Genomic DNA, 20,367 nt, shown 5'->3' on the forward strand with positions numbered 1-20,367 from the left:
TTCGACGTCTCGCGTCTTCGAATCCATGGCCGCCAGCACCAGCAAGCCAATGGTTTGGCCCGTCACGCCGATCAAGAACCGGCCCCATCAAGCAAAACACCCACCAGAAAAACCATCTGCAATCCCTCGCGCTGTGTGATCAGGCGAAGGACTTTGCAGAGGTTTTCAGGAAGGGTCTGTAGTGCGTATCTGGTAACCAGGTGAGATTTTTCGACGAGTTTTGTCTGCCTAATCCCAAGCAACAAGGCGATGGCGGTGGCTCGGCGAACCCTGGTTAGACTTACCTGTCGATATCAGCACTACCCGGCCCGTCGTCGTCCAAGGAAGCCCTCATGTACTCAAGCCGCCTGATCCTGTGCCTCACCCCCTTGCTGGTGCTGGCCGGTTGCTCCACCTCACGCGGCCCGCAGCAGCCGGAACGCAGCGAAACCGAGGTGAAGACGCAGATCGTGCGCCTGCTGCCATCGACGGTGGCTGACCGCAACGGTTGGGCCCAGGACATCTATACCGCCTTCGATACCCAGAACATCTACCCCAGCACCGAGAATATCTGCGCCGTGCTGGCGGTGACCGAGCAAGAGTCCACCTACCAGGTCGACCCGCCGGTGCCGAACATGGGCAAGATCGCTCAGGATGAAATTCTGCGCCGGGCCGCCAAGGTGCATGTGCCGGCCTTTGTGGTGCGCAGCGCGCTGCAACTGAGCTCGCCCACCGGCAAGACGTACGCCGATCGCTTGAATGCAGCGCGCACCGAGAAAGACCTCAGCGGCATCTTCGACGACTTCATCAGCATGGTGCCCTTGGGCAAGACCCTGTTTGGCGGCTTCAACCCGGTGCACACTGCAGGGCCGATGCAGGTGAGTATCGACTTTGCGCAGAAACAGGCGCGGGGTTATCCCTACACGGTGGATGGCTCGATCCGACGCGAAGTCTTCACCCGGCGCGGCGGCATGTACTTCGGCATCGCCCATTTGCTCGGTTACCCGGTGAACTATGACCAGCCGCTGTACCGCTTTGCCGACTTCAATGCCGGTTGGTACGCGAGCCGCAATGCGGCGTTCCAGGCCGCCGTCAGCCGGGCCTCTGGCACCGAGCTGGCGCTGGATGGGGATTTGATTCGCTATGGTTCATTGCTGCCTGGCACCACCGAACTGGCAGTGCGCTCACTCGGCGCGAAGCTGGACATGCGCAACCCCAGCATTCGCAGCCAGTTGGAGCAGGGCGAGGAGTTGGACTTTGAGGACACCACCCTCTACAAACGCGTGTTTGCCCTGGCCGACAAGGCCGCCGGCAAGCCGATGCCACGGGCGATCCTGCCGGGCATCGTGCTCAAGAGCCCGAAGATCACCCGCAACCTGACTACGGCATGGTTTGCCAAACGCGTGGATGAGCGGTATCAGCGTTGTATGAAGCGCTGATCAGGTGCGGCGTTTTACAAACCTGCGCCACAGCCACACCCACAACCACACCACCGGGAACGCCAGGATCACAAACGGCAACACATAACTGGCCCGCTCCAGTGCGTCGGCAGTGCCGGCGACCAAATTGTCACCGAGGTTGCTGAACATCCGGCTGAAGCGCGACGGCTGGTTCGCGCCGTCGGAGGCGCGGAAATTCAAGGTCACGCGGTTGGTATCCAGGCGGCGTTGCTGGCCGGCGGCCATCTGGGCGAGTTCCTGCAGTTCGTTTTCGATGCGGGCCTGCTCCTTGCTCAAGGCGATCAGGTCGCTGACGGTGATGTCCTTGCGTTTGGCCAATTCGTCGAGACGTTGCTGCTGGGCTTGCAGGCGGTCCTGGCGGCGGCGTACATCGGCGACGGCGTCGGCCAGGTCTTCAGCGGTGGTGATGCGCTGGCCGAGTTTGCCGCCTTCAGCGGCCATGGCAACCATGGGCTCCACGCCGGTGGGCGCGATGCGCAGGATGATCGCGCCACCGTTGCCGTCTTCGGTGATGCCCAGGATATTGCAGGCGCCAAAGCGTGCCGACTCGCAAGCCTCGCGGGTGGACTGCATGCGCGGTGCGAGCAGGGCACCGGGCAGGGCCAGGGTCAGTTCATGCTCGTAGGCCAACTGTGCGCCGGCGCGGCCTTGTTCGCCGCTGATCGCGGTGGCGCGTGAATGCTCCTTGGGCGAGCAGCCGGCGAGGGCCAGGCCAGCCAGCAAGATCAGTAGAAAAGTTGTGGCTTTGCCGTCCAGGTGGCGCATTGCAGTTCCTTGGGGTGCAGGAGAAATTGCCCGCGATTAAAGCGGGTCTGGCGGATTAACGCAAAGTATCCCGAGGGATTTGCGCCACTGATGGTAATGGCTGCCGCGCGGGCCTTGGCGTACACCTCAAGCCTGACTCCAAGGAAGAACTCGCCATGATCGCTCACGCCGTGCCTGAAGGTTTTGTCTCGTTGCCGCGCAGCAGCCCGCTGCTGGATCTGTTGGGCCCGGCGTATTGCCGGGGTGAAGGCCTGCAACTGGAGATCGGCCTGCGTGCCGACAATCGCCACGCCAATGGGCGCGGCACGGTGCATGGCGGCGTGCTGGCGACCCTGGCGGATATCGGCATGGGCTATGCGATGGCGTTTTCCAGTGAGCCGCCGTTGCCGCTGATTACTGCGAGCATGACGGTGGACTACCTGGGCGCAGTGCAGGTGGGGGAGTGGATGGTGGTGAGGTTGGAGACGCACAAGCGCGGGCGGCAGATGGCGTTTGCCACGGTGAGTGTGCAGGTAGGGGAGAAGGTGGTGGTGCGCGCGAGTGCGGTGTTTGCGGTGCCGCGGTCTGACTGACGATGGGGATCAAATGTGGGAGGGGGCAAGCCCCCTCCCACATTTGGCCGGTGTTTATTCAGGGGAATTGGCTAAAGAAAAGGCCCGGTTTTCGTGGAACCGAGCCTCTTCCCTGTTGCTCTTTGAATCAGCTGCGTTCGAGGGCCAGGGCTACGCCTTGGCCGCCGCCGATGCAGAGTGTCGCCAAACCTTTCTTGGCGTCGCGCTTGATCATTTCGTGCAGCAGGGTCACCAGCACGCGGCAGCCTGAGGCACCGATCGGGTGACCGATGGCAATGGCGCCGCCGTTGACGTTGACCTTGGCTGCATCCCACTCCAGCTCTTTGCCCACCGCCAGGGATTGCGCGGCGAAGGCTTCGTTGGCTTCGATCAGGTCCAGGTCGCCCAGGCTCCAGCCGGCTTTGTCCAGGCAGCGACGGGTGGCCGAGACCGGGCCGATGCCCATGATTGCCGGGTCGACGCCAGCATTCGCGTAGCTGGCGATACGCGCCAGCACTGGCAGGCCGAGAGCCTTGGCTTTGTCGGCGCTCATCAGCAGCACCGCAGCGGCACCGTCGTTGAGGCTGGAAGCGTTGCCGGCGGTGACGCTGCCGTCTTTCTTGAACGCAGGCTTGAGCTTGGCCAGGGACTCGGCGGTGGTGCCGGCGCGCGGTTGCTCGTCCACGGCGAAGGCCACCGGGTCGCCCTTGCGCTGGGGAATCAGGATCGGCGTGATCTCATCGACAAAACGCCCGGCTTCGATCGCCGCAGTGGCTTTTTGCTGCGAGGCCGCGGCGAACGCGTCCTGGGCTTCGCGGCTGATGCCGTACTTGTCCACCAGGTTCTCGGCGGTGATGCCCATGTGGTAGTCGTTAAACGCATCCCACAGGCCGTCGGTAATCATGCTGTCGAGCATTTTGGCGTGGCCCATGCGCAAACCGGTGCGCGCCGCCGGCAGTACATATGGCGCCAGGCTCATGTTTTCCATGCCGCCGGCAATGATCACTTCGGCATCACCACAGCGGATGGCCTGGGCGCCCAGGTGCAAGGCCTTGAGGCCCGAGCCGCAGACCTTGTTCAGGGTCATGGCCGGCACGGCGTGGGGCAGGCCGGCGAGGATCGAGGCTTGGCGCGCCGGGTTCTGGCCTGAGCCTGCGGTAAGCACTTGGCCGAGGATCACTTCGTCCACCTGGGCCGGGTCCAGGCCGGTCTGCTCCAGCAGGCGACGGATCACGGCGGCGCCCAGTTCCGGTGCCGGAATGTTCGCCAGCGAACCCTGGAAGCTGCCCACGGCGGTGCGGGTGGCAGCAACAATCACGACGTCTTGCATGGAATCTGTCCTCACTGGAAGTGCATTTCTGGAACGTGGTCCGGGACGATCAGTTTACCGGCGGTCTTGCTCACAATCTCTTCAACACTGACGCCAGGTGCGCGTTCCTTGAGGACAAAAGCGCCATTTTCGATTTCGAGGTAAGCCAGGTCGGTCAACACACGCTTGATGCAGTTGGCGCCGGTCAGCGGCAGGCTGCATTGGCTGAGCAGTTTTGACTCACCGTCCTTGGACGCGTGGGTCATGATCACGATGATGTTTTCCGCACCGGCCACCAGGTCCATGGCGCCGCCCATGCCCTTGACCAGCTTGCCGGGGATCATCCACGAAGCGATGTTGCCTTGTACGTCGACTTCAAACGCGCCGAGCACGGTGAGGTCGACGTGGCCGCCGCGAATCATCGCGAAGGACTCGGCGGAGGAAAAGATCGAGGCGCCGACACGTGCGGTCACGGTTTGCTTGCCGGCGTTGATCATGTCGGCATCGATGGTTTCTTCGGTAGGAAACGGCCCCATGCCCAGCAGGCCGTTTTCCGATTGCAGCATCACTTCCATGCCTTCGGGGATGTAGTTGGCCACCAGGGTCGGGATGCCGATGCCGAGGTTCACGTAGAAGCCGTCCTGCATTTCGCGGGCGACGCGTTGAGCCATTTGTTCGCGGGTAAGCGCCATGGTTATTTCCTCTTATTGTTCTGGACGTGGATTATTTGCGGACGGTGCGCTGTTCGATGCGCTTCTCGAAGGTGCCGCAGATGATCCGGTCGACGTAGATGCCAGGGGTGTGGATCTGCGCCGGGTCCAGCTCGCCCGGTTCGACGATTTCCTCGACTTCGACCACGGTGATCTTGCCGGCGGTGGCAGCCAGCGGGTTGAAGTTCTGGGCGGTGTGGCGATAGATGACGTTGCCGAAGTGGTCGGCTTTCCAGCCTTTGACGATGGCGAAGTCGCCGGTGATGGATTCTTCCATCAGGTACGGGCGGCCGTTGAATTCACGGGTTTCCTTGCCTTCGGCGACCGGGGTGCCGACACCGGTGGCGGTGAAGAAGGCCGGAATGCCGGCGCCGCCTGCGCGCATTTTTTCCGCCAGGGTGCCTTGGGGGGTCAGCACCACTTCGATTTCGCCGCTGAGCAATTGCTTCTCGAACAGCGCGTTTTCACCTACGTAGGAGGCGATCACTTTGCTGATCTGCTTTTCTTCCAGCAGCACGCCCAGGCCGAAACCGTCGACGCCGCAGTTGTTGGAAACCACGGTGAGGTCGCGGGTGCCTTTGCGCTTGATCTCATTGATGAGGTTTTCCGGAATGCCGCACAGGCCAAAACCGCCGGAGAGTACGGTCATGCCGTCTTCCAGGCCTGCCAGTGCTTCCTCGTAGGACGCCACGCGTTTATCGAAACCTGCCATATGCACCTCTATTATTGTTTGTGGGCCAGCCAATGACTTGAGTGTTGCGCCGACGGATTGATTTGTTAAGTTGTTTTTTATGGTCGATTGATTTAGAAAACAGCATAGTCGAACCATCGCCCGGAGCAGCCTCATGACCGTCAAACAGATGCGTGCGTTTCTCGCCGTGGCCCAGAGCCTGAGTTTCGCTGCGGCCTGCGAGCGCCTGCACCTTTCCCAATCGGCACTGAGCCTGACCATCAAGGGCCTGGAGGAGGGCTTGGGAGGCCGCTTGTTCAGCCGCAATACACGCAACGTTGCGTTGACCCCTGAGGGTGAATCCCTGCTGCCGCTGGCCCGCCGGTTGATCGCGGACTGGGACAACGCCGAGGATGAACTGCGCCAGCGTTTCACCTTGCAGCGCGGGCGCGTAACAGTCGCCGCAATGCCCTCATTCGCGGGCAACCTGCTGCCGCCGATCCTGAAGATATTCCGCGCGCGTTACCCGCAGGTGAATGTCACGGTGCATGACCTGATCAATGAGCAGGTGCTGGAGATGGTGCGCGACCGGCAGGTGGAGTTGGGCGTGGCCTTCGAGCCCGCCGAGGGTTCGTCCCTGGCCTTCACGCCGTTGTACCTGGACCGCTTTATAGCCGTGGTGCCCGGGGATTCACCGTTGGCGCAGATGGACGAGGTCGACTGGAAAACCCTGTTGCAGCACCCGTTCATTACTTTGCAGCGGCCGTCCACGGTGCGCGTGATGCTGGAAGAACACCTGGGCGCGCTGCAGATGAAGCTGCCCGTGGCCCTGGAAAGCCATCAACTGGCTACGGTGGGCAAGATGGTTGCCAATGGCCTCGGCGTGAGCGCCGTGCCCGCGTTGTGTGCGCGGCAGATGGAGGAGGCGGGCGCGCATTGCATCACCCTCTGCGACCCGGTGATCGAGCGGCCGATTGGTGTGCTGACCAAACCCGGGCATGAACTCTCGGCGGCGGCACAAGTGCTGTTTGATATCTTTCGCGATGAAGCGGCGAAGGGGCGGTTTCCCGCGTTGTTATAAGTTGGGGAACATTGAATAGTAAAAAGCCCGCTCGAATAAACGAGCGGGCTTAAATGTTTAAGGCTGTGAGATCAGCAGTATTTATCAATCACTTTAACGTTCGATTGGCCTTTGAGGTTCTGCCATTCGCTATTAAGTGTATGAAAGACCTGCTCGATAAAGTTGCGATCGGCCGCAGCCTTCTTGCCGACATAACCCTGGCCACGGCGGTACATCTTCAGGCGCGCCGCCAGTTCTCGGTGGTTGCGGTCAAACTCGGCTTCTTCGGCGTGGGGCGCCAGGCAGTCAATGTTCACTTCGCCCGATTTACCAATCCACAGGATATGGTCGTCGAGTGTGTCTTTCTGCGCTGCGAACATCTCAGCCAATTCATCGATAGTTGGTTGGTTGTTCAGATTCATGTGTAAGCCCCTTGACCAGTTGGCGATCTATCAGTTGATTCGTTAAAACTGCTTAGTTCTCTCCGGTTCCGAAAACCGGGCGTCAGTAACGGTCTGCCGAATACGGGCAGGGTCTTGAACCTGATGCATGTAGTCTTGCTGATGAACTGCTACGCAATGGTTTCATAACGAAGACAAGCAGCATTTGAGCTTCTTGTACCCAGCCCTTTCGGGGCAGGTCAGCTTCATCAATCTGCCTTGTGGGCAGTGCACATCCGGAAAAACAGCTCGGCGGTCAGACGAGCTTGTTCAAAACGCGTGTTACCAACGCTCCCGATCCGGGAGACGTCTCGATAATGCAAGGACAAAAAGGATACGTCAACGGTTATGTAGTGATTATTTTTGTGCACTACATAAATTGTTGTGGGGACGGGAGAATGCGGGAAAACGTGACTTGGGCGTCATTTTCTGGAGGTTTGGTTCGAGTTGAAATATGCCTGTGTGCCTCAGCCCAAGCGTTCGACCAGCAGCGGCAACAACGTCTCGCATGACGCCTCGATCTTCACCTGTAGTAGCTCGTCCCCACGGGTCTTGCCCAGGTTGATGGCAATCACCGGCTTGCCCTGTTCGACCATGGCCTTGCACAAGCGAAACGCTGAATAGGCCATCAGCGACGAGCCGACTACCAGTAAGCCGTCGGCATGTTCCACTGCGGCCATCGCCCTGGCGGCTGTTGGTGGAGCCACGTTCTCGCCAAAGAACACCACGTCCGGTTTCAGCCGCTCGCCACCGCAATGGGGGCAGCGGGGGACCTGGAAGTGTTCTTCAAAGGTCGGGTCTAGCAGGGTATCGCCATCGGGCGCCTGCACCGCGTGAACCTGCGCCAGGTACGGGTTATCGATTTTCATCTGGCGCTGAATCACATCCCGCGCACTGCGCAGGTGGCAATCCAGGCACAGCACCCGATGCAGGCTGCCGTGCAGTTCGATCACATCATGGCTGCCGGCCTGATCATGCAGTGTGTCGACGTTTTGTGTGATCAACCCGCTGATACGCCCGCGCTGCTGCAAGGTCGCCAGCGCCAGATGCGCCTTGTTGGGCTGGGCGATGTGCACCCGTGGCCAACCCAGCATGGCGCGGGCCCAGTAGCGGCGCCGCGCCTGCGGGGTGGCCAGGAACTCCTGGTACATCATCGGCGCCTTGCCCCGGCGCACGCCTTCGCTGTCACGGTAATCCGGAATACCCGACGACGTGCTGATGCCGGCCCCCGTCAACACTACTAAGCGTCGTCCAGCCATGGCCCGTTGCAGGGTGTCGAGGTAGTCCTCTTGATGTTCCAGCGTGTCGAGCATTGGTTCGCCTATTCTCCGCGGATGTACTGCTCCAGTTGCTTGATCAGGTCTGCCTGTTCGGCAATGGCTTCTTTCACCAGGTCACCGATGGAGAGCAGGCCCAACAGTTTGCCGTCTTCGACCACGGGCAAGTGGCGCAGGTGACTGTCGGTCATGATGTTCATGCACTCTTCGACACTTTTATGGGTATCGACGGTGATCACAGGGGAGCTCATCACGTCGTCCACCCGCGTAGTGACCGACGATAGCCCCTTGAGGATGAGTTTACGCGCGTAATCCCGTTCGCTGATGATCCCTACCACCACGCCTTCCTTGACGACCGGCAAGGCCCCGACGTTTTTCTCCGACATCCGGACCAGCGCTTCAAATACGGTGTGGTCCCATTGGATGGTGTGCACGTCCTGGTTTTTCTGGTCCTTGGCTTTGAGCACTTGTGCGACGGTTTTCATGGCGGCCACTCCGGTGTTGTTGTTAGGAAGTCAGCGAGTCCCCTACAGAATCCTAGACGGGCCACGGCGGGGCAAGGTCCAAAGCGGCGTTAAACTCGTCGAAAAACGTCATTCGCCGGATTTTTTCGACGTTTACCCGGTATTCGTCGGCTTTTTGGCGCGTTTGGGGGCGGCGGTGGCCTTGCGCGGAGCGCTCTTGCGTTTGTTTTTCCACGGGGTGGCGCCTCGGCCTGCCGGGCTGGCAGGACCGGTGATGGTCATGCGCATGCCATTGCAGCGGGCGACTTGCTTGCTCATCCAGGCCGCTTGTTTGGCGACAAATTCTTCCAGGCTCATCTCACCGCTTTGCACCATGTCCAATGCCTGTTCCCAGATTGCGGTGGTGCCGGGGTCGGCGATGGCCCGGGGCACCGCGTCGATCAGGCTGAACGCCGCCGGCGTTGCCGACAGGGCCTTGCCGTTTTTCACCAGGTAACCCCGGTCCAGCAGCCCCTGGATAATCCCCGCGCGGGTGGCTTCGGTGCCGATACCCGTGGTGTCCTTGAGCTTTTGCTTGAGCAGCGGGTCTTCCACTAGCTTGGCGACGTTTTTCATCGCCTTGATCAGGTCGCCTTCGGTAAACGGCTTGGGTGGCTGGGTCCATAGGTCCTTGAGGTTGACCTTGGCCACCGCGTAGTCCTGGCCCTGCACCAACGCCGGCAACGCCTGGGGCACGGGTGCCTCACGACCCTTGGCCGGCGCCAGGGCTTCGGGCAAGGCGCGTTTCCAGCCCGGTTCGATCACCACTTTGCCCACGGCGCGCAAGGCCTGGCCTGCACAGTCGAAATCGGCCTGGGTGCGATCGTATTCATGGTTGGCCAGGAACTGCGCCAGGTAACGTGCGCGAATCAGGGTATAGACCGCGCGGTGCTTGCCCGTGAGCTGGCTCACATCCTTGCCCGCGCCGGTGGGGATGATGCCGTGGTGCGCGCTGACCTTGGCGTCGTTCCAGGCCCGTGAACGGCGCTGCGGGTCGATATGCGGCATCAGCTCATGGACTGCCGCATCGGCGCGGCCCAGCGCGGCGAGAATCTTCGGTGCCTCGCTGTGCTGGCTTACGGGCAGGTAGCCGCAGTCGCTGCGCGGGTAGGTGATGGCCTTGTGGGTTTCATACAGGGATTGCGCGATATCCAGGGTTTCCTGGGCGCCGAGGCCGAGCTTCTTGGAGCAGATCTCCTGCAGGGTACCGAGGTCGAAGGGCAGGGGCGCCACCTCGCGCATGCGTTCGGTGCGCAGCTTTACCAGGCGCGCGCTGGCGGCCTGGGTCATCGCATCGGCTGCGTCTCGGGCCAGTTGCGGGTTGAGGCAGCGGCCCTGGTCGTCACAGGCATCCTCGGCTGCGCGCCATTGGGCGGTGAAGGTCAGGCCCGCGTGGCGTAGGTCGACGTCGATGGCCCAGTACGCCACCGGCACGAAGTCGGTGATGCTGCGGTCGCGGTCGACCACCAGGCGCAGGGTCGGCGTTTGCACGCGGCCCACCGGCAGCACGCCTTGGTAGCCAGACTGACGCCCCAGCAGGGTAAACAGGCGGCTCATGTTCATGCCGATCAGCCAGTCGGCGCGGGAGCGGCCCAGGGCCGAGTGATACAGGCTGAAGGTTTCGGCGCCAGGCTTGAGCGCGGCCAGGGCCTTGCGAATGGACGCGTCATCCAGCGCCGACAGCCACAACCGCTGGATCGGCCCGCGATAGCGGCAATGCTCCACCAACTCGCGGGCGATCATTTCGCCCTCACGGTCGGCGTCGGTGGCGATCACCAGTTCCTGCGCTTCCCCCAGCAGGCGCTTGACCGCCTTGAACTGGCTGGCGGTCTTGGGCTTGACGCGCATTTTCCATTTGTCCGGGACAATCGGCAGGTCGGCCAGCACCCAGCGTTTGTACTTGGCGTCGTAGGCATCCGGCGGGGCGGTTTCCAGCAGGTGGCCGATGCACCAGGTGACTGTGACCCCGTTGCCCAGCCAGCACCCGTCACCGCGCCGGCTGGCGCCGAGTACGGCCGCAATGTCCTTGGCCTGGGAGGGTTTTTCACAGAGGTACAGCCGCATGGTCATCACATCAGATTGGGTGGATGCCATGCAGGATGCTTAGTCGAAGGGATTTGAGCAACCATTATCTGTATGGATGTACAGCAAATTGTGTGAGTCTCTCAAAGCAAATGTGGGAGGGGGCAAGCCCCCTCCCACAGGAGATCTTCTGCATTGCGAAGATCAGTTGTTATCAATATCCACATGCCGCGTTTCTTTGAGGCATACCATCCCCACAATCAGGCTCACCCCCGTCACCACCACCGGGTACCACAGGCCGTAGAAGATATCGCCGGTGTACACCACCAGCGCGAACGACACCGTTGGCAGGAACCCGCCAAACCAGCCGTTACCGATGTGGTAGGGCAGGGACATCGAGGTGTAGCGGATGCGCGTCGGGAACAGCTCCACCATCAGCGCCGCGAGCGGGCCGTAGCACATGGCCGCGATCAGGATCAGCGCGACAATCAACGCCACCACCATGGTTTTGTTGACCTGGGCCACGTCCGCCGAGCTCGGGTAACCGGCCAGGGTCACGGCGCCGCGCAGGGCTTTTTCGTCGAAGCCGTCGATGCGCACTTCGCCGACGCTCACCTGCACCGGGCTGCCCGCCGGGGCGGCGGCGCTGCTGTAGGGCAGGCCTTGCTTGACCAGGAAGGTCTTGACCTTGTCGCACGGGCTGTCAAATTTCGCCTTGCCCACCGGGTCGAACTGGAAGGTACAGGTGGCCGGGTCGGCCAGTACGGTGATCGGCGCCTGTCGGCTGGCCTGGTCCATCGCCGGGTTGGTGTAGTGCGCCAGGCTCTTGAAGATCGGGAAGTACAGCACGGTCGCCAGCAACAGCCCGAGCATCAGCACCGGCTTGCGCCCGACCTTGTCCGACAGCCAGCCAAAGAAGATAAAGAACGGCGCGCCAATCACCACGCTGATGATCAGCAGCATGTTGGCCAGGGCCGGGTCCATTTTCAGGAACTGGGTGAGGAAGAACAGCACATAGAACTGCGCCGCGTAGAAGGTCACCGCCTGGCCGCCGTTGATGCTGAACAGCGCGATCAGCACCACCTTGAGGTTGTCCCAGTTGCCGAACGACTCGCTGATCGGCGCCTTGCTGGCCTTGCCTTCTTCTTTCATTTTCAGGAAGGCCGGCGACTCATGCAGGCTCATGCGGATCCAGGTGGAAATACCCAGCAGCACAATCGAGAACAGGAACGGAATGCGCCAGCCCCAGACTTCAAACTGGTCGCCGGTGAAATACCGGCAAGCCAGCACCACCAGCAGTGACAGCAGCAGGCCGATGGTGGCGGTAGATTGAATCCAGCTGGTGTGGAAGCCGCGTTTGCCGGCCGGCGCATGCTCGGCTACATAAGTCGCCGCGCCGCCGTACTCGCCGCCCAGTGCCAGACCCTGGAGCATGCGCAGCACAATCAGGATGATCGGCGCTGCGATGCCGATGCTCGCGTAGGTCGGCAACAGCCCGACACAGAAGGTCGCCACGCCCATCAGGATGATGGTGACGAGGAAGGTGTATTTGCGCCCGATCATGTCGCCCAGGCGGCCGAACACCAGCGCGCCGAACGGGCGCACCACAAAGCCGGCGGCAAAGGCCATCAGGGCGAAGATAAACGCGGTGGTGTCGTTGACCCCGGCAAAGAACTGCTTGCTGATCACCGCCGCCAGGGCGCCGTAGAGGAAAAAGTCATACCACTCGAACACCGTCCCGAGGGACGAGGCGAAGATGACCTTTTTTGAATCGTTGCCGGTGCTCGCGTCTATTGTCGAGCCCAGGGGTTGAGCATGTTCTGACATCGGGTAGCCCTCACAGTGATTATTTATTGTTGTTCCACTGTCGGCGCCAGGTGCGGCGCCGCTATTCAGATTGCATGAACCAGTTCTTTCTCCGGGGCGAGGCTCCTTGTAGTCGGCGAAAGGATCAGCTGCGCGGCCTTTTCGGCAATCATCAGCGTCGGTGAACAGGTGTTGCCGGAGGTGATGCGCGGCATGATCGAGGCATCGGCGATGCGCAAACCCGGCACGCCATGCACGCGCAGTTGTGCGTCGACCACGGCGTCCTTGTCGCTGCCCATGCGGCAGGTGCCCACCGGATGGAAAATCGTGGTGCCGATGCGGGCGGCCGCTTCGTGCAATTCTTCCTCGGTTTGCAGCGAGTCGCCGGGCAGGTACTCCACCGGCTTGAACTGGCTCAGGGCCGGCGCGGCGACGATCCGTCGAGTCAGGCGGATCGCATCGGCGGCCACCCGCAGGTCTTCCGGATGGCTCAAGTAGTTGGGGCGAATCAGCGGCGCATCCGCCGGGTTGGCCGAGCGGATATCAATGCGGCCACGGCTTTGCGGGCGCAGGTCGCAGACCGACGCGGTAAATGCCGGGAAGGCGTGCAGCGGCTCGCCGAAGCGCTCCAGGGACAGCGGTTGCACATGGTATTCAAGGTTGGCCGAGGTCTGTTCCGGGCCGGAGCGGGCAAACGCGCCGAGCTGGCTGGGCGCCATCGACAGCGGGCCGCTGCGGTCGTACAGGTAGCGCAGGCCCATGCCCATCTTGCCCCACACGGTGCCGGCGATCTGGTTGAGGGTGCGGGCTTTTTCCAGTTTGTAGATCAGCCGCAGTTGCAGGTGGTCCTGCAAGTTGCCGCCTACGCCAGGTAGCTCGTGCAATACGTCGATGCCCAGCGGCTTGAGCACGTTCGACGGGCCGATCCCCGAGCGCTGCAGGATCCCCGGCGAACCCACGGAGCCTGCGCACAACACGATTTCCTTGCGTGCCTTCCAGCTGAGCTGCTGGCCATGTTGCCGCCCGACGACGGCTGAGGCGCGGCCGTTCTCCAGCACCACGCGGTCCACTTCCACCTCGGTCAGCACCGTGAGGTTGGGCCGCTGGCGGATCGGTTTGAGAAACGCCTTGGCCGCATTCCAGCGCACGCCGGCTTTCTGGTTGACCTGGAAATAGCCGCAGCCTTCGTTATCGCCCTGGTTGAAGTCGCTGATATTGGCGATGCCGCTTTGCGCCGCCGCCGCGCGGAACGCATCCAGGATCGGCCATGACAAGCGCTGCTGCTCGACCCGCCATTCGCCGCCATTGCTGTGGAACTCCGAGCCGCCGGCAAAGTGGTTTTCGCTCTGCTTGAACAGCGGCAGCACGTCTTTCCAGGCCCAGCCCGGATTGCCCGCAGCGGCCCAGCCTTCGTAATCCTGAGCCTGGCCGCGCATGTAGATCATGCCGTTGATGGACGAGCAGCCGCCAAGCACCTTGCCGCGTGGGTAACTCAGCGCACGGCCTTGCAGGCCTTCCTGGGCTTCGGTCTTGAAGCACCAGTCGGTGCGCGGGTTACCGATGCAGAACAGGTAGCCGACGGGGATATGGATCCAGGGGTAGTTGTCGCGGCCACCGGCTTCCAGCAGGAGCACGCGGTGCGCGGGGTTGGCGGACAATCGATTGGCCAGCAGGCAGCCTGCGGGGCCGGCGCCTACTACCACGTAATCGAATTCAGCAGTTGCAATGGGCATCTGAGGCCTCGCTTGTTTTTCTTATTGGCTCCATCCTAGTTGTTAGTTTTCGTCTTAAAAATGTTAGTTTTTACCCAGCTGCTGTGCGTTTTTAAACAGCGCTGTCCCGGCTCACAGGATGGAGGCGACATGTTCGACTGGAATGACCTGCGGTTTTTTCTCGAGTTGCAGCGCAGCGGCCGTCTGCTCACCGCCGCGCAACGCCTGAAAACCACCCACGCCACCGTGGCGCGCCACATCGAGGCCATCGAGAAAAGCCTCGGCACCGCGCTGTTTGTGCAGCATGCCCAGGGCTACGAACTGACCCCGTCCGGCGAAGCGCTGCTCAAACATGCCGAAGCCATGGAAAACGTCGCGCTGCTGGCCGAAGACGAACTGACCCATTCCGCCGCGCCCCTGGGCAAGATCCGCCTGGGCGTGGCCGAGGGCCTGGGGGTGATGTTCCTCGCCAGCCGCATGGGTGGGCTGTTCGATCGCTACCCGGGGCTGGAGGTGGAGCTGGTGGCGGTGCCGCGTTTTGTCAGCATCCTCAACCGCGAGGCGGAAATCAGCATCCACCTCGAGCGCCCCAGCGTCGATCAACTGGTCACCCGCAAGCTCACCGACTACCGCCTGGCGCTTTACGCCAGCCGCGCCTACCTGGACCGCTACCCGCCGATCGAAAAGCGCGAGGATCTTGCCGCGCATTCATGGATCGATTACGTCGACGACTTGTTGTTCAGTCAGGAACTGAAATTCCTCAGCAGCTTCTGCCGCAACCCCAAGGTTGTGTTCCACAGCACCAGCGTGATCGCCCAGCACCAGGCCGCGCGCTCGGGGCTGGGGATTGCGGTGTTGCCGTGCTTTATGGCGTCGGGCGATCCGGATTTGGTGCCGTTGCTGCCGGGCGAGGGGATACAGCGTAGTTACTGGATCAGCTCGCGCCGGGAGTTGCACAAGTCGGTGCGGCTGCGGGTGTTGTGGGATTACGTGGTGGAGTTGTGCGCGCGGGAGCAGGGGTTGTTGCTCAACGAACCTTGACTGAAGAACCCACATTGGATTTATGTTGATGCTGGAATCGAAGTCAGTCGCGCAATTCGAATTCAGCACTGCCCAACCGCTCCCCATTCACCATCACATGCACCCAATGGCTGCCCGGATAGTGCCTGCGCGTAGTCAACTCGCGAATATGCTGCTCGCGGCTGATGCTCTGCACCTCGCCGGCACCCAGGGTAAACGCCTTGAGCTTGAACACCTTGGCCGCGCTGTGGCCGGCGCTTTTGACGTAGTCGATGGCGTAATCCACCACCAGTTTTTGCGCGGTGTCGGCGGTGGATTCCAGGTTGAATGAGAGGTTGATGCGCTCGCCCAGGTTGATCACCGCCGGTGTGACGCTGAGGTTGTGAAGCTTCACTTCGGCCTTGGCGCCCGCGCCCATGATCGTCAGCGCGCGGGTGTTGCCTTGCTTGATCAGGCTGCGCAGCGCGTGGCGGGCGATCCAGGCAGTGTGGGGGTTCTCCAGGTTCCAGCCTTCGATCAGGCTGAGCACCCAGTCGGGGTGGTCCTTGGTGATGTCGTTGAGGTGGTTGGCCACCGACTTGCGCACATACAGGCTGCTGTCGGCCTTGAGGTTGTCGAGGATCGTGGCGCACAGCTCGGGGTTGGCTTGCACCTCGGCCAGGCGAAATGACCACGGCAGGCGCGGCCGCGAGCCTTCGCTGGCGAGGCGGCGTACGTGTTCGTTGGCGTCCAGCGACCACGTGTGCATCACCGCCAGCGTGCGCTGGAAGTCGTGCAGCAGGAAGTGGCGGATGGCGAACTCGGCAGAACCAAAGGTGGTGAAATATTCCAGCGCGGCCATGGAGCGCTTGAAGTCATCGCGGCCGTAACTGGCCACGTAGTGCGGCAAAAACAGGCTGACAAACCCGCTGTTCAGGCGGGGCGCCAGGGCATACAGCAGCTTGAGCGTTTGCGGGTAGTCCAGCGCGATCACCGCGTGCAGGCTCTCGCTGACCCGCGCCATACGCTGCATCACCGACAATTCGGCCAGCCCCGCCTTGGCGTGCTTGAGGAAGCCCTTGGCGTCGAATGCCGGGTACACCGCGCTCATTTCGCGGGCGATGTGTTGCAGGCGTTCGACGTTGAAGATTTCCTTGAGGGCCGGCGCGCTTTGATCGGTCATCGGTGATTCCAGAAGTTAAAGAAACCAGCGGTATTCCCGCGCATGGATCTCTTGTTGAAAGGCCAAATGGTCCTGGCGTTTGTTTTCGCAGTACACGTCGACAAATTCGCCGCCCAGCTTATCGCGCAATACCGGCTGATGTTGCATGGCGCGCACGGCGTCGAGCATTTCCAGGGGGAAGGCGGTGCCGCTGTTGCGATCTTCGTTCAACGGTGCGATGGGTTCCTGCCTGGCTTCAAGCCCATGCTCCAAACCGGCCAGGATCGCCGCCAACACCAGGTACGGGTTGGCATCGGCGCTGGCCATGCGGTGTTCAATGCGCAGGTTGCGTGGGTCGGATTCGGGGATGCGTACGCACGCATCGCGGTCTTCAAAGCCCCAGCTGGCACGGGTGGCGGCGTTGACCGTGCCGCCCAGGCGGCGAAACGCATTGTGGTTGGGCGAGAAAATCGGCATGCAATGCGGCAGCAATTCCAGGCAACCCGCCACGGCGTGGCGCAGCGGCTGTTGCTGATGGGCGGCGAGCAGGTTATTACCCGCGCCGTCATACAGGCTGACATGCACGTGCATGCCGCTACCTGGGAATTGAAGATAGGGTTTGGCCATGAAGCTCGCACGATAACCGTGCTTGAGCGCTACGCCGCGGGTGCTGCGGCAGAACAGCGCGGCCCAGTCGGCGGCGCGCAGGCCGTCTTCGAGGTGGCCGAAATTGATCTCGAACTGGCCTGGGCCGAGTTCGGCGGTGATCACCGTGATGTCGATGCCCTGGGCCTTGGCGGTCTGGGCCATGTCATCGAGTACCTCGCTGAAGCGCGACAGCCGCTCGATATGCAGGGTGGGCTGGTCGTCGGCGTCCTCGCTGAGCGGGTCGCGGGCGAATTGCGGCAGGCCGTTATCGAGTTTCTTGTCGAACAGGTAGAACTCCAGCTCGAACGCCACCACCGGGTGGATGCCCTTGTGGTGCAGGCGCTCCAGCACCTTGGCCAGGACTTCGCGGGGTTCGAATTCGATAGGCGCTTCGGTGCCGTCCGAGGTGATCAGCATCTGGCCCAATGGCTGCGACTCCCAGCTCACCGGCTTGAGTGTGCCCGGCACCAGGCGGCGGTTGGCGTCCGGGTCGCCGTCGTGGAAGCAGTAGTCGCCAATCTTGAACAGCCCGCCCTGGGCGCCCAGCAGCACGGCATTTTGCGGCAGCTTCAAGGGGCTGCCGGCGGCGACCTTTTCGAGCATCTCGATGGGGTAGCGCTTGCCATAGAAATGCCCGGGAATGTCCAGGGCGATCAGGTCGACGTAACGCACGTCGGGGTGGTTCTGGCGAAAGGTCCGTACTTCGGCCAGTAACGTGGCGGCATGGCTTTTCACGGGTGTTGCTCCTAGTTGTAAACCCACAGCACGCGGGCGGGCAGGTCGGTCAGGTTGGCGTAGCGGCAATGGGCGAAACTGGCCAGGTGGAAGCTGTCGCCTTGGCCGAGGGTGACCGAATCGGCCTCGCCCTCGACCCACAGCGTCAGCTCGCCTTCCAGCACAAAACCGGCCTGCTCGGCGCGGTCGCTCATGGTTTGATCACCGCTGTTGGCGCCGGGGGCCAACAGGCTGTCGAGCATCGAAAACGCGCCGTTCATGCTCGGTGAAACGAGGATGTCGGTGATGCCGTTGGCGTAATACACCGTGCGCCGCTCGTTGGGCCGGGTAATCCAGTCCACCGCCTTGGGCTTGGGCTGGCTGTAGAAATAGGTGGTGGGCACGTCGAGGGCGTGGCTGATGGCGGTCAGGTCCGCCACGGTCGGGCGCGACAGGCCGCGCTCCACCTGGGACAGGAAACCCACCGAGCGCTCGATCTTTTGCGCAAGCTGGGCCAGGGTGAGCTTCTTGTGCTTGCGCAAGTCGTGGATCAGCGCGGCGAGGGTGGCAAGTTCATCTTGTGGGGTCATGAAATTTATGTCGGATAATTTCATGAAAAATTACAGGATTTATTTCATGACGGCAATGGCGATCATGCTCAATGCACCGCTCTTGTGGCTAGAGGAATGTATGGCGTGGGAGCTGAATGATTCCGTGCCGCTGCGGTCCGAACCTGAGTACGCGCCATTCATTCAAGGAGCACCCATGAAATCCAGAACCCTCGCCGCTTGCCTGTTGGTCGCCGCCAGCCTGTCCACCGCCAGCTTTGTGGCTCAGGCCGGGGATACCCCCCAGGAAACCGTCAAGCCGTCCAATATCAACACCCGTGACTTGAAAGAAGGCGACCGCGCCCCGGACATCCTGATGCGCAAGGAGTCGGCCGTCAGCGACTGGAAAAAGCGTGGCCTCAAGCAACCCGAGGCCGACAGCCAATGGGCGCGGGTAGGCGACCGTTTTGTGCTGCTCAAGACCACCAACGGCACCATTCTTGAGATCACACCCGTCAAGAAATGACCTGTCTGTTTTGCCTGTTCTTGCGTTAAGGTAACCGGCCGCAATGGCCGCGTTACCTACACAAGAAAGAGAGCAGGATGCTTGCCACAATAAGAAACTACCCCCGCACCGTGAACCTGTTGCTGTGCGCCACGTTGATGCTGACGCTGGCCAAAGCCATCACCTTTCCCTATCTGGTTATTTACCTCACCCGCCATTTCGCCCTCGACATCAGCCAGGTCGGCCTGGTGATCGGCAGTTCGTTGATCGTCGGTTCATTGCTGAGTGTGTACGGCGGTTTTCTGGTTGACCGCATCAACAGCTATCGCCTGCTGCTCGGGCTGAGCGTGGTGTTTGTGCTCGGGTTTATCGGCACGGTGCTGGCGCAGAATATCTGGGCGTTCTACAGCTGCCTGATCCTGATCAACCTGGCCTACGCGGTCATTGATATTGCGGTGAAAGCCGGCTTTGCCAGCCTGTTGCCCGAAGACGCGCGCAGTGAAGTGTTTTCCATCAAGTACACCCTGACCAATATCGGCTATGCCGTGGGGCCGGCGTTTGGCGCGGTGGTGGCCAAGCTGGATATCAGCCTGCCCTTTGTGCTGTCGGCGCTGCTGGGCTTGGGGTTTTTCCTGTTGTACTGGCGCTGGGGCGACCGCACGTTGGCAACCGCCGAGCCGGCGCAAAAACCGGTGTCGTTTCTCGCCGTCGGCCGTGTGCTGCTGCGTGATCACCGCCTGGTGTGTTTCACCATTGGCGGTTTGCTCAGCGCGGTAGTGTTCGGCCAGTTTACGGCCTACCTGTCGCAGTACCTGGTGACCACCACCACCGCCGAATACACCTACACCGTAATCAGCGCCGTGCTCACCACCAACGCCGTGCTGGTGATCGCCCTGCAATACGTGATTGGCCGGCGCATCTCGCACCGTCATCTGAGCCAATGGCTGATCTTTGGCTTGAGCATGTTCATGCTCGGGTTGATCGGCTTTGCGCTGTCCACCAGCGTGCTGTGGTGGGTGCTGGCGATGGCGGTGTTCACGGTGGGGGAGATAGTGGTGTTTCCGTCCGAGTACATGTTTATCGACCGGATCGCCCCGGACCACCTGCGGGGCATGTACTACGGCGCGCAAAACCTCTCCAACCTCGGCGCCGCACTGGGGCCGGTGTTGTGCGGGCTGGTGCTGGCCAGCCTGCCGGCCCACACCATGTTCTACATGCTGGGGGCGTTTATCGTCGGCGGCGGGGTGTTCTATTTCATTGGGGCGAGGCTGAAGGCAAATCTTCCAGGTTAAGTTTGCCGACATTGTTGCTCTGCAGTTCGTAGCGCAGCTCTTCAACCATCTTTTCCACTTCCTGCGGGGTCTGCAGGCGGTTGGTGCTGATGCCGGTGACCACCAGGTCGACCCGGCCGGTGTCGGCGTCATAGACCTTGAGGGTCAGGGACGCATCCCGGCACAGGGTGAACTCGCAAGTCAGCGGCGACAGGCCTTCTTCAATGCAATTTCGCAGTTGGGCGAGGGTAAACAT

General features: G+C 61.7%; 20 protein-coding genes. 6 read left to right on the forward strand and 14 right to left on the reverse strand.

The genetic code is table 11. The annotated features are described in order from the left end of the window. Positions 1-332: 332 nt before the first annotated feature. Complete coding sequence (locus AC0IYH_RS24355) at positions 333-1,418, forward strand: DUF1615 domain-containing protein (RefSeq protein ID WP_471836593.1); 1,086 nt, start codon at positions 333-335, stop codon at positions 1,416-1,418. Here AC0IYH_RS24355 and AC0IYH_RS24360 read toward each other — a convergent pair whose 3' ends face one another. Next, on the reverse strand, positions 1,419-2,204 hold the full coding sequence (locus AC0IYH_RS24360) for a DUF4349 domain-containing protein (protein ID WP_471836595.1): 786 nt from the start codon (positions 2,202-2,204) through the stop codon (positions 1,419-1,421). Between the two features lie 155 nt (positions 2,205-2,359). Between AC0IYH_RS24360 and AC0IYH_RS24365 the strand changes: the two genes are divergently transcribed. Next, positions 2,360-2,776, forward strand: coding sequence for a PaaI family thioesterase (locus AC0IYH_RS24365; protein ID WP_116630021.1), 417 nt, complete (start codon positions 2,360-2,362; stop codon positions 2,774-2,776). Between the two features lie 127 nt (positions 2,777-2,903). Here the strand turns inward: AC0IYH_RS24365 and AC0IYH_RS24370 are convergent, their stop codons facing one another. From AC0IYH_RS24370 to AC0IYH_RS24380, 3 genes are read right to left on the reverse strand one after another with little or no spacing between them, the layout of a single operon-like run. Beyond that, on the reverse strand, positions 2,904-4,085 hold the full coding sequence (locus AC0IYH_RS24370) for an acetyl-CoA C-acetyltransferase (protein ID WP_122773762.1): 1,182 nt from the start codon (positions 4,083-4,085) through the stop codon (positions 2,904-2,906). A gap of 11 nt (positions 4,086-4,096) precedes the next feature. Further along, a complete protein-coding gene (locus tag AC0IYH_RS24375) occupies positions 4,097-4,756 on the reverse strand; it encodes a CoA transferase subunit B (protein ID WP_116630023.1) in 660 nt (219 codons plus the stop codon). Positions 4,757-4,787: 31 nt separating this feature from the next. Further along, the gene (locus AC0IYH_RS24380; RefSeq protein ID WP_032886653.1) at positions 4,788-5,486 is read right to left on the reverse strand and encodes a CoA transferase subunit A; all 699 of its coding nucleotides are present in this window, start codon (positions 5,484-5,486) and stop codon (positions 4,788-4,790) included. A 133-nt stretch (positions 5,487-5,619) separates the two neighbouring features. Between AC0IYH_RS24380 and AC0IYH_RS24385 the strand changes: the two genes are divergently transcribed. Further along, on the forward strand, positions 5,620-6,525 hold the full coding sequence (locus AC0IYH_RS24385; protein WP_116630024.1) for a LysR family transcriptional regulator: 906 nt from the start codon (positions 5,620-5,622) through the stop codon (positions 6,523-6,525). A gap of 71 nt (positions 6,526-6,596) precedes the next feature. Here AC0IYH_RS24385 and AC0IYH_RS24390 read toward each other — a convergent pair whose 3' ends face one another. From AC0IYH_RS24390 to AC0IYH_RS24415, 6 genes are all read right to left on the reverse strand, one after another. Beyond that, positions 6,597-6,926 (reverse strand): hypothetical protein, encoded by a 330-nt coding sequence (locus AC0IYH_RS24390; RefSeq protein ID WP_116630025.1) that lies wholly within the window; start codon positions 6,924-6,926, stop codon positions 6,597-6,599. A gap of 485 nt (positions 6,927-7,411) precedes the next feature. Continuing rightward, positions 7,412-8,257 (reverse strand): NAD-dependent protein deacetylase, encoded by an 846-nt coding sequence (locus AC0IYH_RS24395; RefSeq protein ID WP_471836598.1) that lies wholly within the window; start codon positions 8,255-8,257, stop codon positions 7,412-7,414. An 8-nt stretch (positions 8,258-8,265) separates the two neighbouring features. After that, complete coding sequence (locus AC0IYH_RS24400; protein WP_116630027.1) at positions 8,266-8,706, reverse strand: CBS domain-containing protein; 441 nt, start codon at positions 8,704-8,706, stop codon at positions 8,266-8,268. A 132-nt stretch (positions 8,707-8,838) separates the two neighbouring features. Then, positions 8,839-10,788 carry a DNA topoisomerase III gene (locus AC0IYH_RS24405; protein WP_471836685.1) on the reverse strand — a complete coding sequence of 650 codons (1,950 nt, stop codon included), beginning with the start codon at positions 10,786-10,788 and terminating at the stop codon, positions 8,839-8,841. A gap of 162 nt (positions 10,789-10,950) precedes the next feature. Further along, positions 10,951-12,573 (reverse strand): MFS transporter, encoded by a 1,623-nt coding sequence (locus AC0IYH_RS24410; protein WP_116630028.1) that lies wholly within the window; start codon positions 12,571-12,573, stop codon positions 10,951-10,953. Positions 12,574-12,638: 65 nt separating this feature from the next. Then, a complete protein-coding gene (locus AC0IYH_RS24415; protein WP_471836600.1) occupies positions 12,639-14,285 on the reverse strand; it encodes a GMC family oxidoreductase in 1,647 nt (548 codons plus the stop codon). A gap of 129 nt (positions 14,286-14,414) precedes the next feature. On the opposite strand from AC0IYH_RS24415, the gene AC0IYH_RS24420 reads away from it, so the two are divergent. Further along, the gene (locus AC0IYH_RS24420) at positions 14,415-15,305 is read left to right on the forward strand and encodes a LysR family transcriptional regulator (RefSeq protein ID WP_471836602.1); all 891 of its coding nucleotides are present in this window, start codon (positions 14,415-14,417) and stop codon (positions 15,303-15,305) included. Between the two features lie 43 nt (positions 15,306-15,348). Here the strand turns inward: AC0IYH_RS24420 and AC0IYH_RS24425 are convergent, their stop codons facing one another. From AC0IYH_RS24425 to AC0IYH_RS24435, 3 genes are read right to left on the reverse strand one after another with little or no spacing between them, the layout of a single operon-like run. After that, positions 15,349-16,446, reverse strand: a complete 1,098-nt coding sequence (locus tag AC0IYH_RS24425; protein ID WP_471836604.1) for a DNA alkylation repair protein — start codon at positions 16,444-16,446, stop codon at positions 15,349-15,351. 15 nt (positions 16,447-16,461) lie between these two features. Then, entirely contained in the window at positions 16,462-17,808 is a 1,347-nt protein-coding gene (locus AC0IYH_RS24430) for a glutamine synthetase family protein (RefSeq protein ID WP_471836606.1), read from the reverse strand. Between the two features lie 11 nt (positions 17,809-17,819). Beyond that, positions 17,820-18,377, reverse strand: coding sequence for a helix-turn-helix domain-containing protein (locus tag AC0IYH_RS24435; protein WP_471836608.1), 558 nt, complete (start codon positions 18,375-18,377; stop codon positions 17,820-17,822). Between the two features lie 175 nt (positions 18,378-18,552). On the opposite strand from AC0IYH_RS24435, the gene AC0IYH_RS24440 reads away from it, so the two are divergent. Both AC0IYH_RS24440 and AC0IYH_RS24445 read left to right on the forward strand, forming a co-directional pair. Next, entirely contained in the window at positions 18,553-18,861 is a 309-nt protein-coding gene (locus tag AC0IYH_RS24440; RefSeq protein WP_116630034.1) for an RcnB family protein, read from the forward strand. Between the two features lie 77 nt (positions 18,862-18,938). Next, entirely contained in the window at positions 18,939-20,132 is a 1,194-nt protein-coding gene (locus AC0IYH_RS24445) for an MFS transporter (RefSeq protein WP_471836610.1), read from the forward strand. Here AC0IYH_RS24445 and AC0IYH_RS24450 read toward each other — a convergent pair. Next, positions 20,095-20,367, reverse strand: a complete 273-nt coding sequence (locus tag AC0IYH_RS24450; RefSeq protein ID WP_116630036.1) for a DUF1652 domain-containing protein — start codon at positions 20,365-20,367, stop codon at positions 20,095-20,097. The two genes, AC0IYH_RS24445 and AC0IYH_RS24450, sit on opposite strands and share 38 nt — an antisense overlap.

Source organism: Pseudomonas sp. AC463 (genome assembly GCF_979253585.1).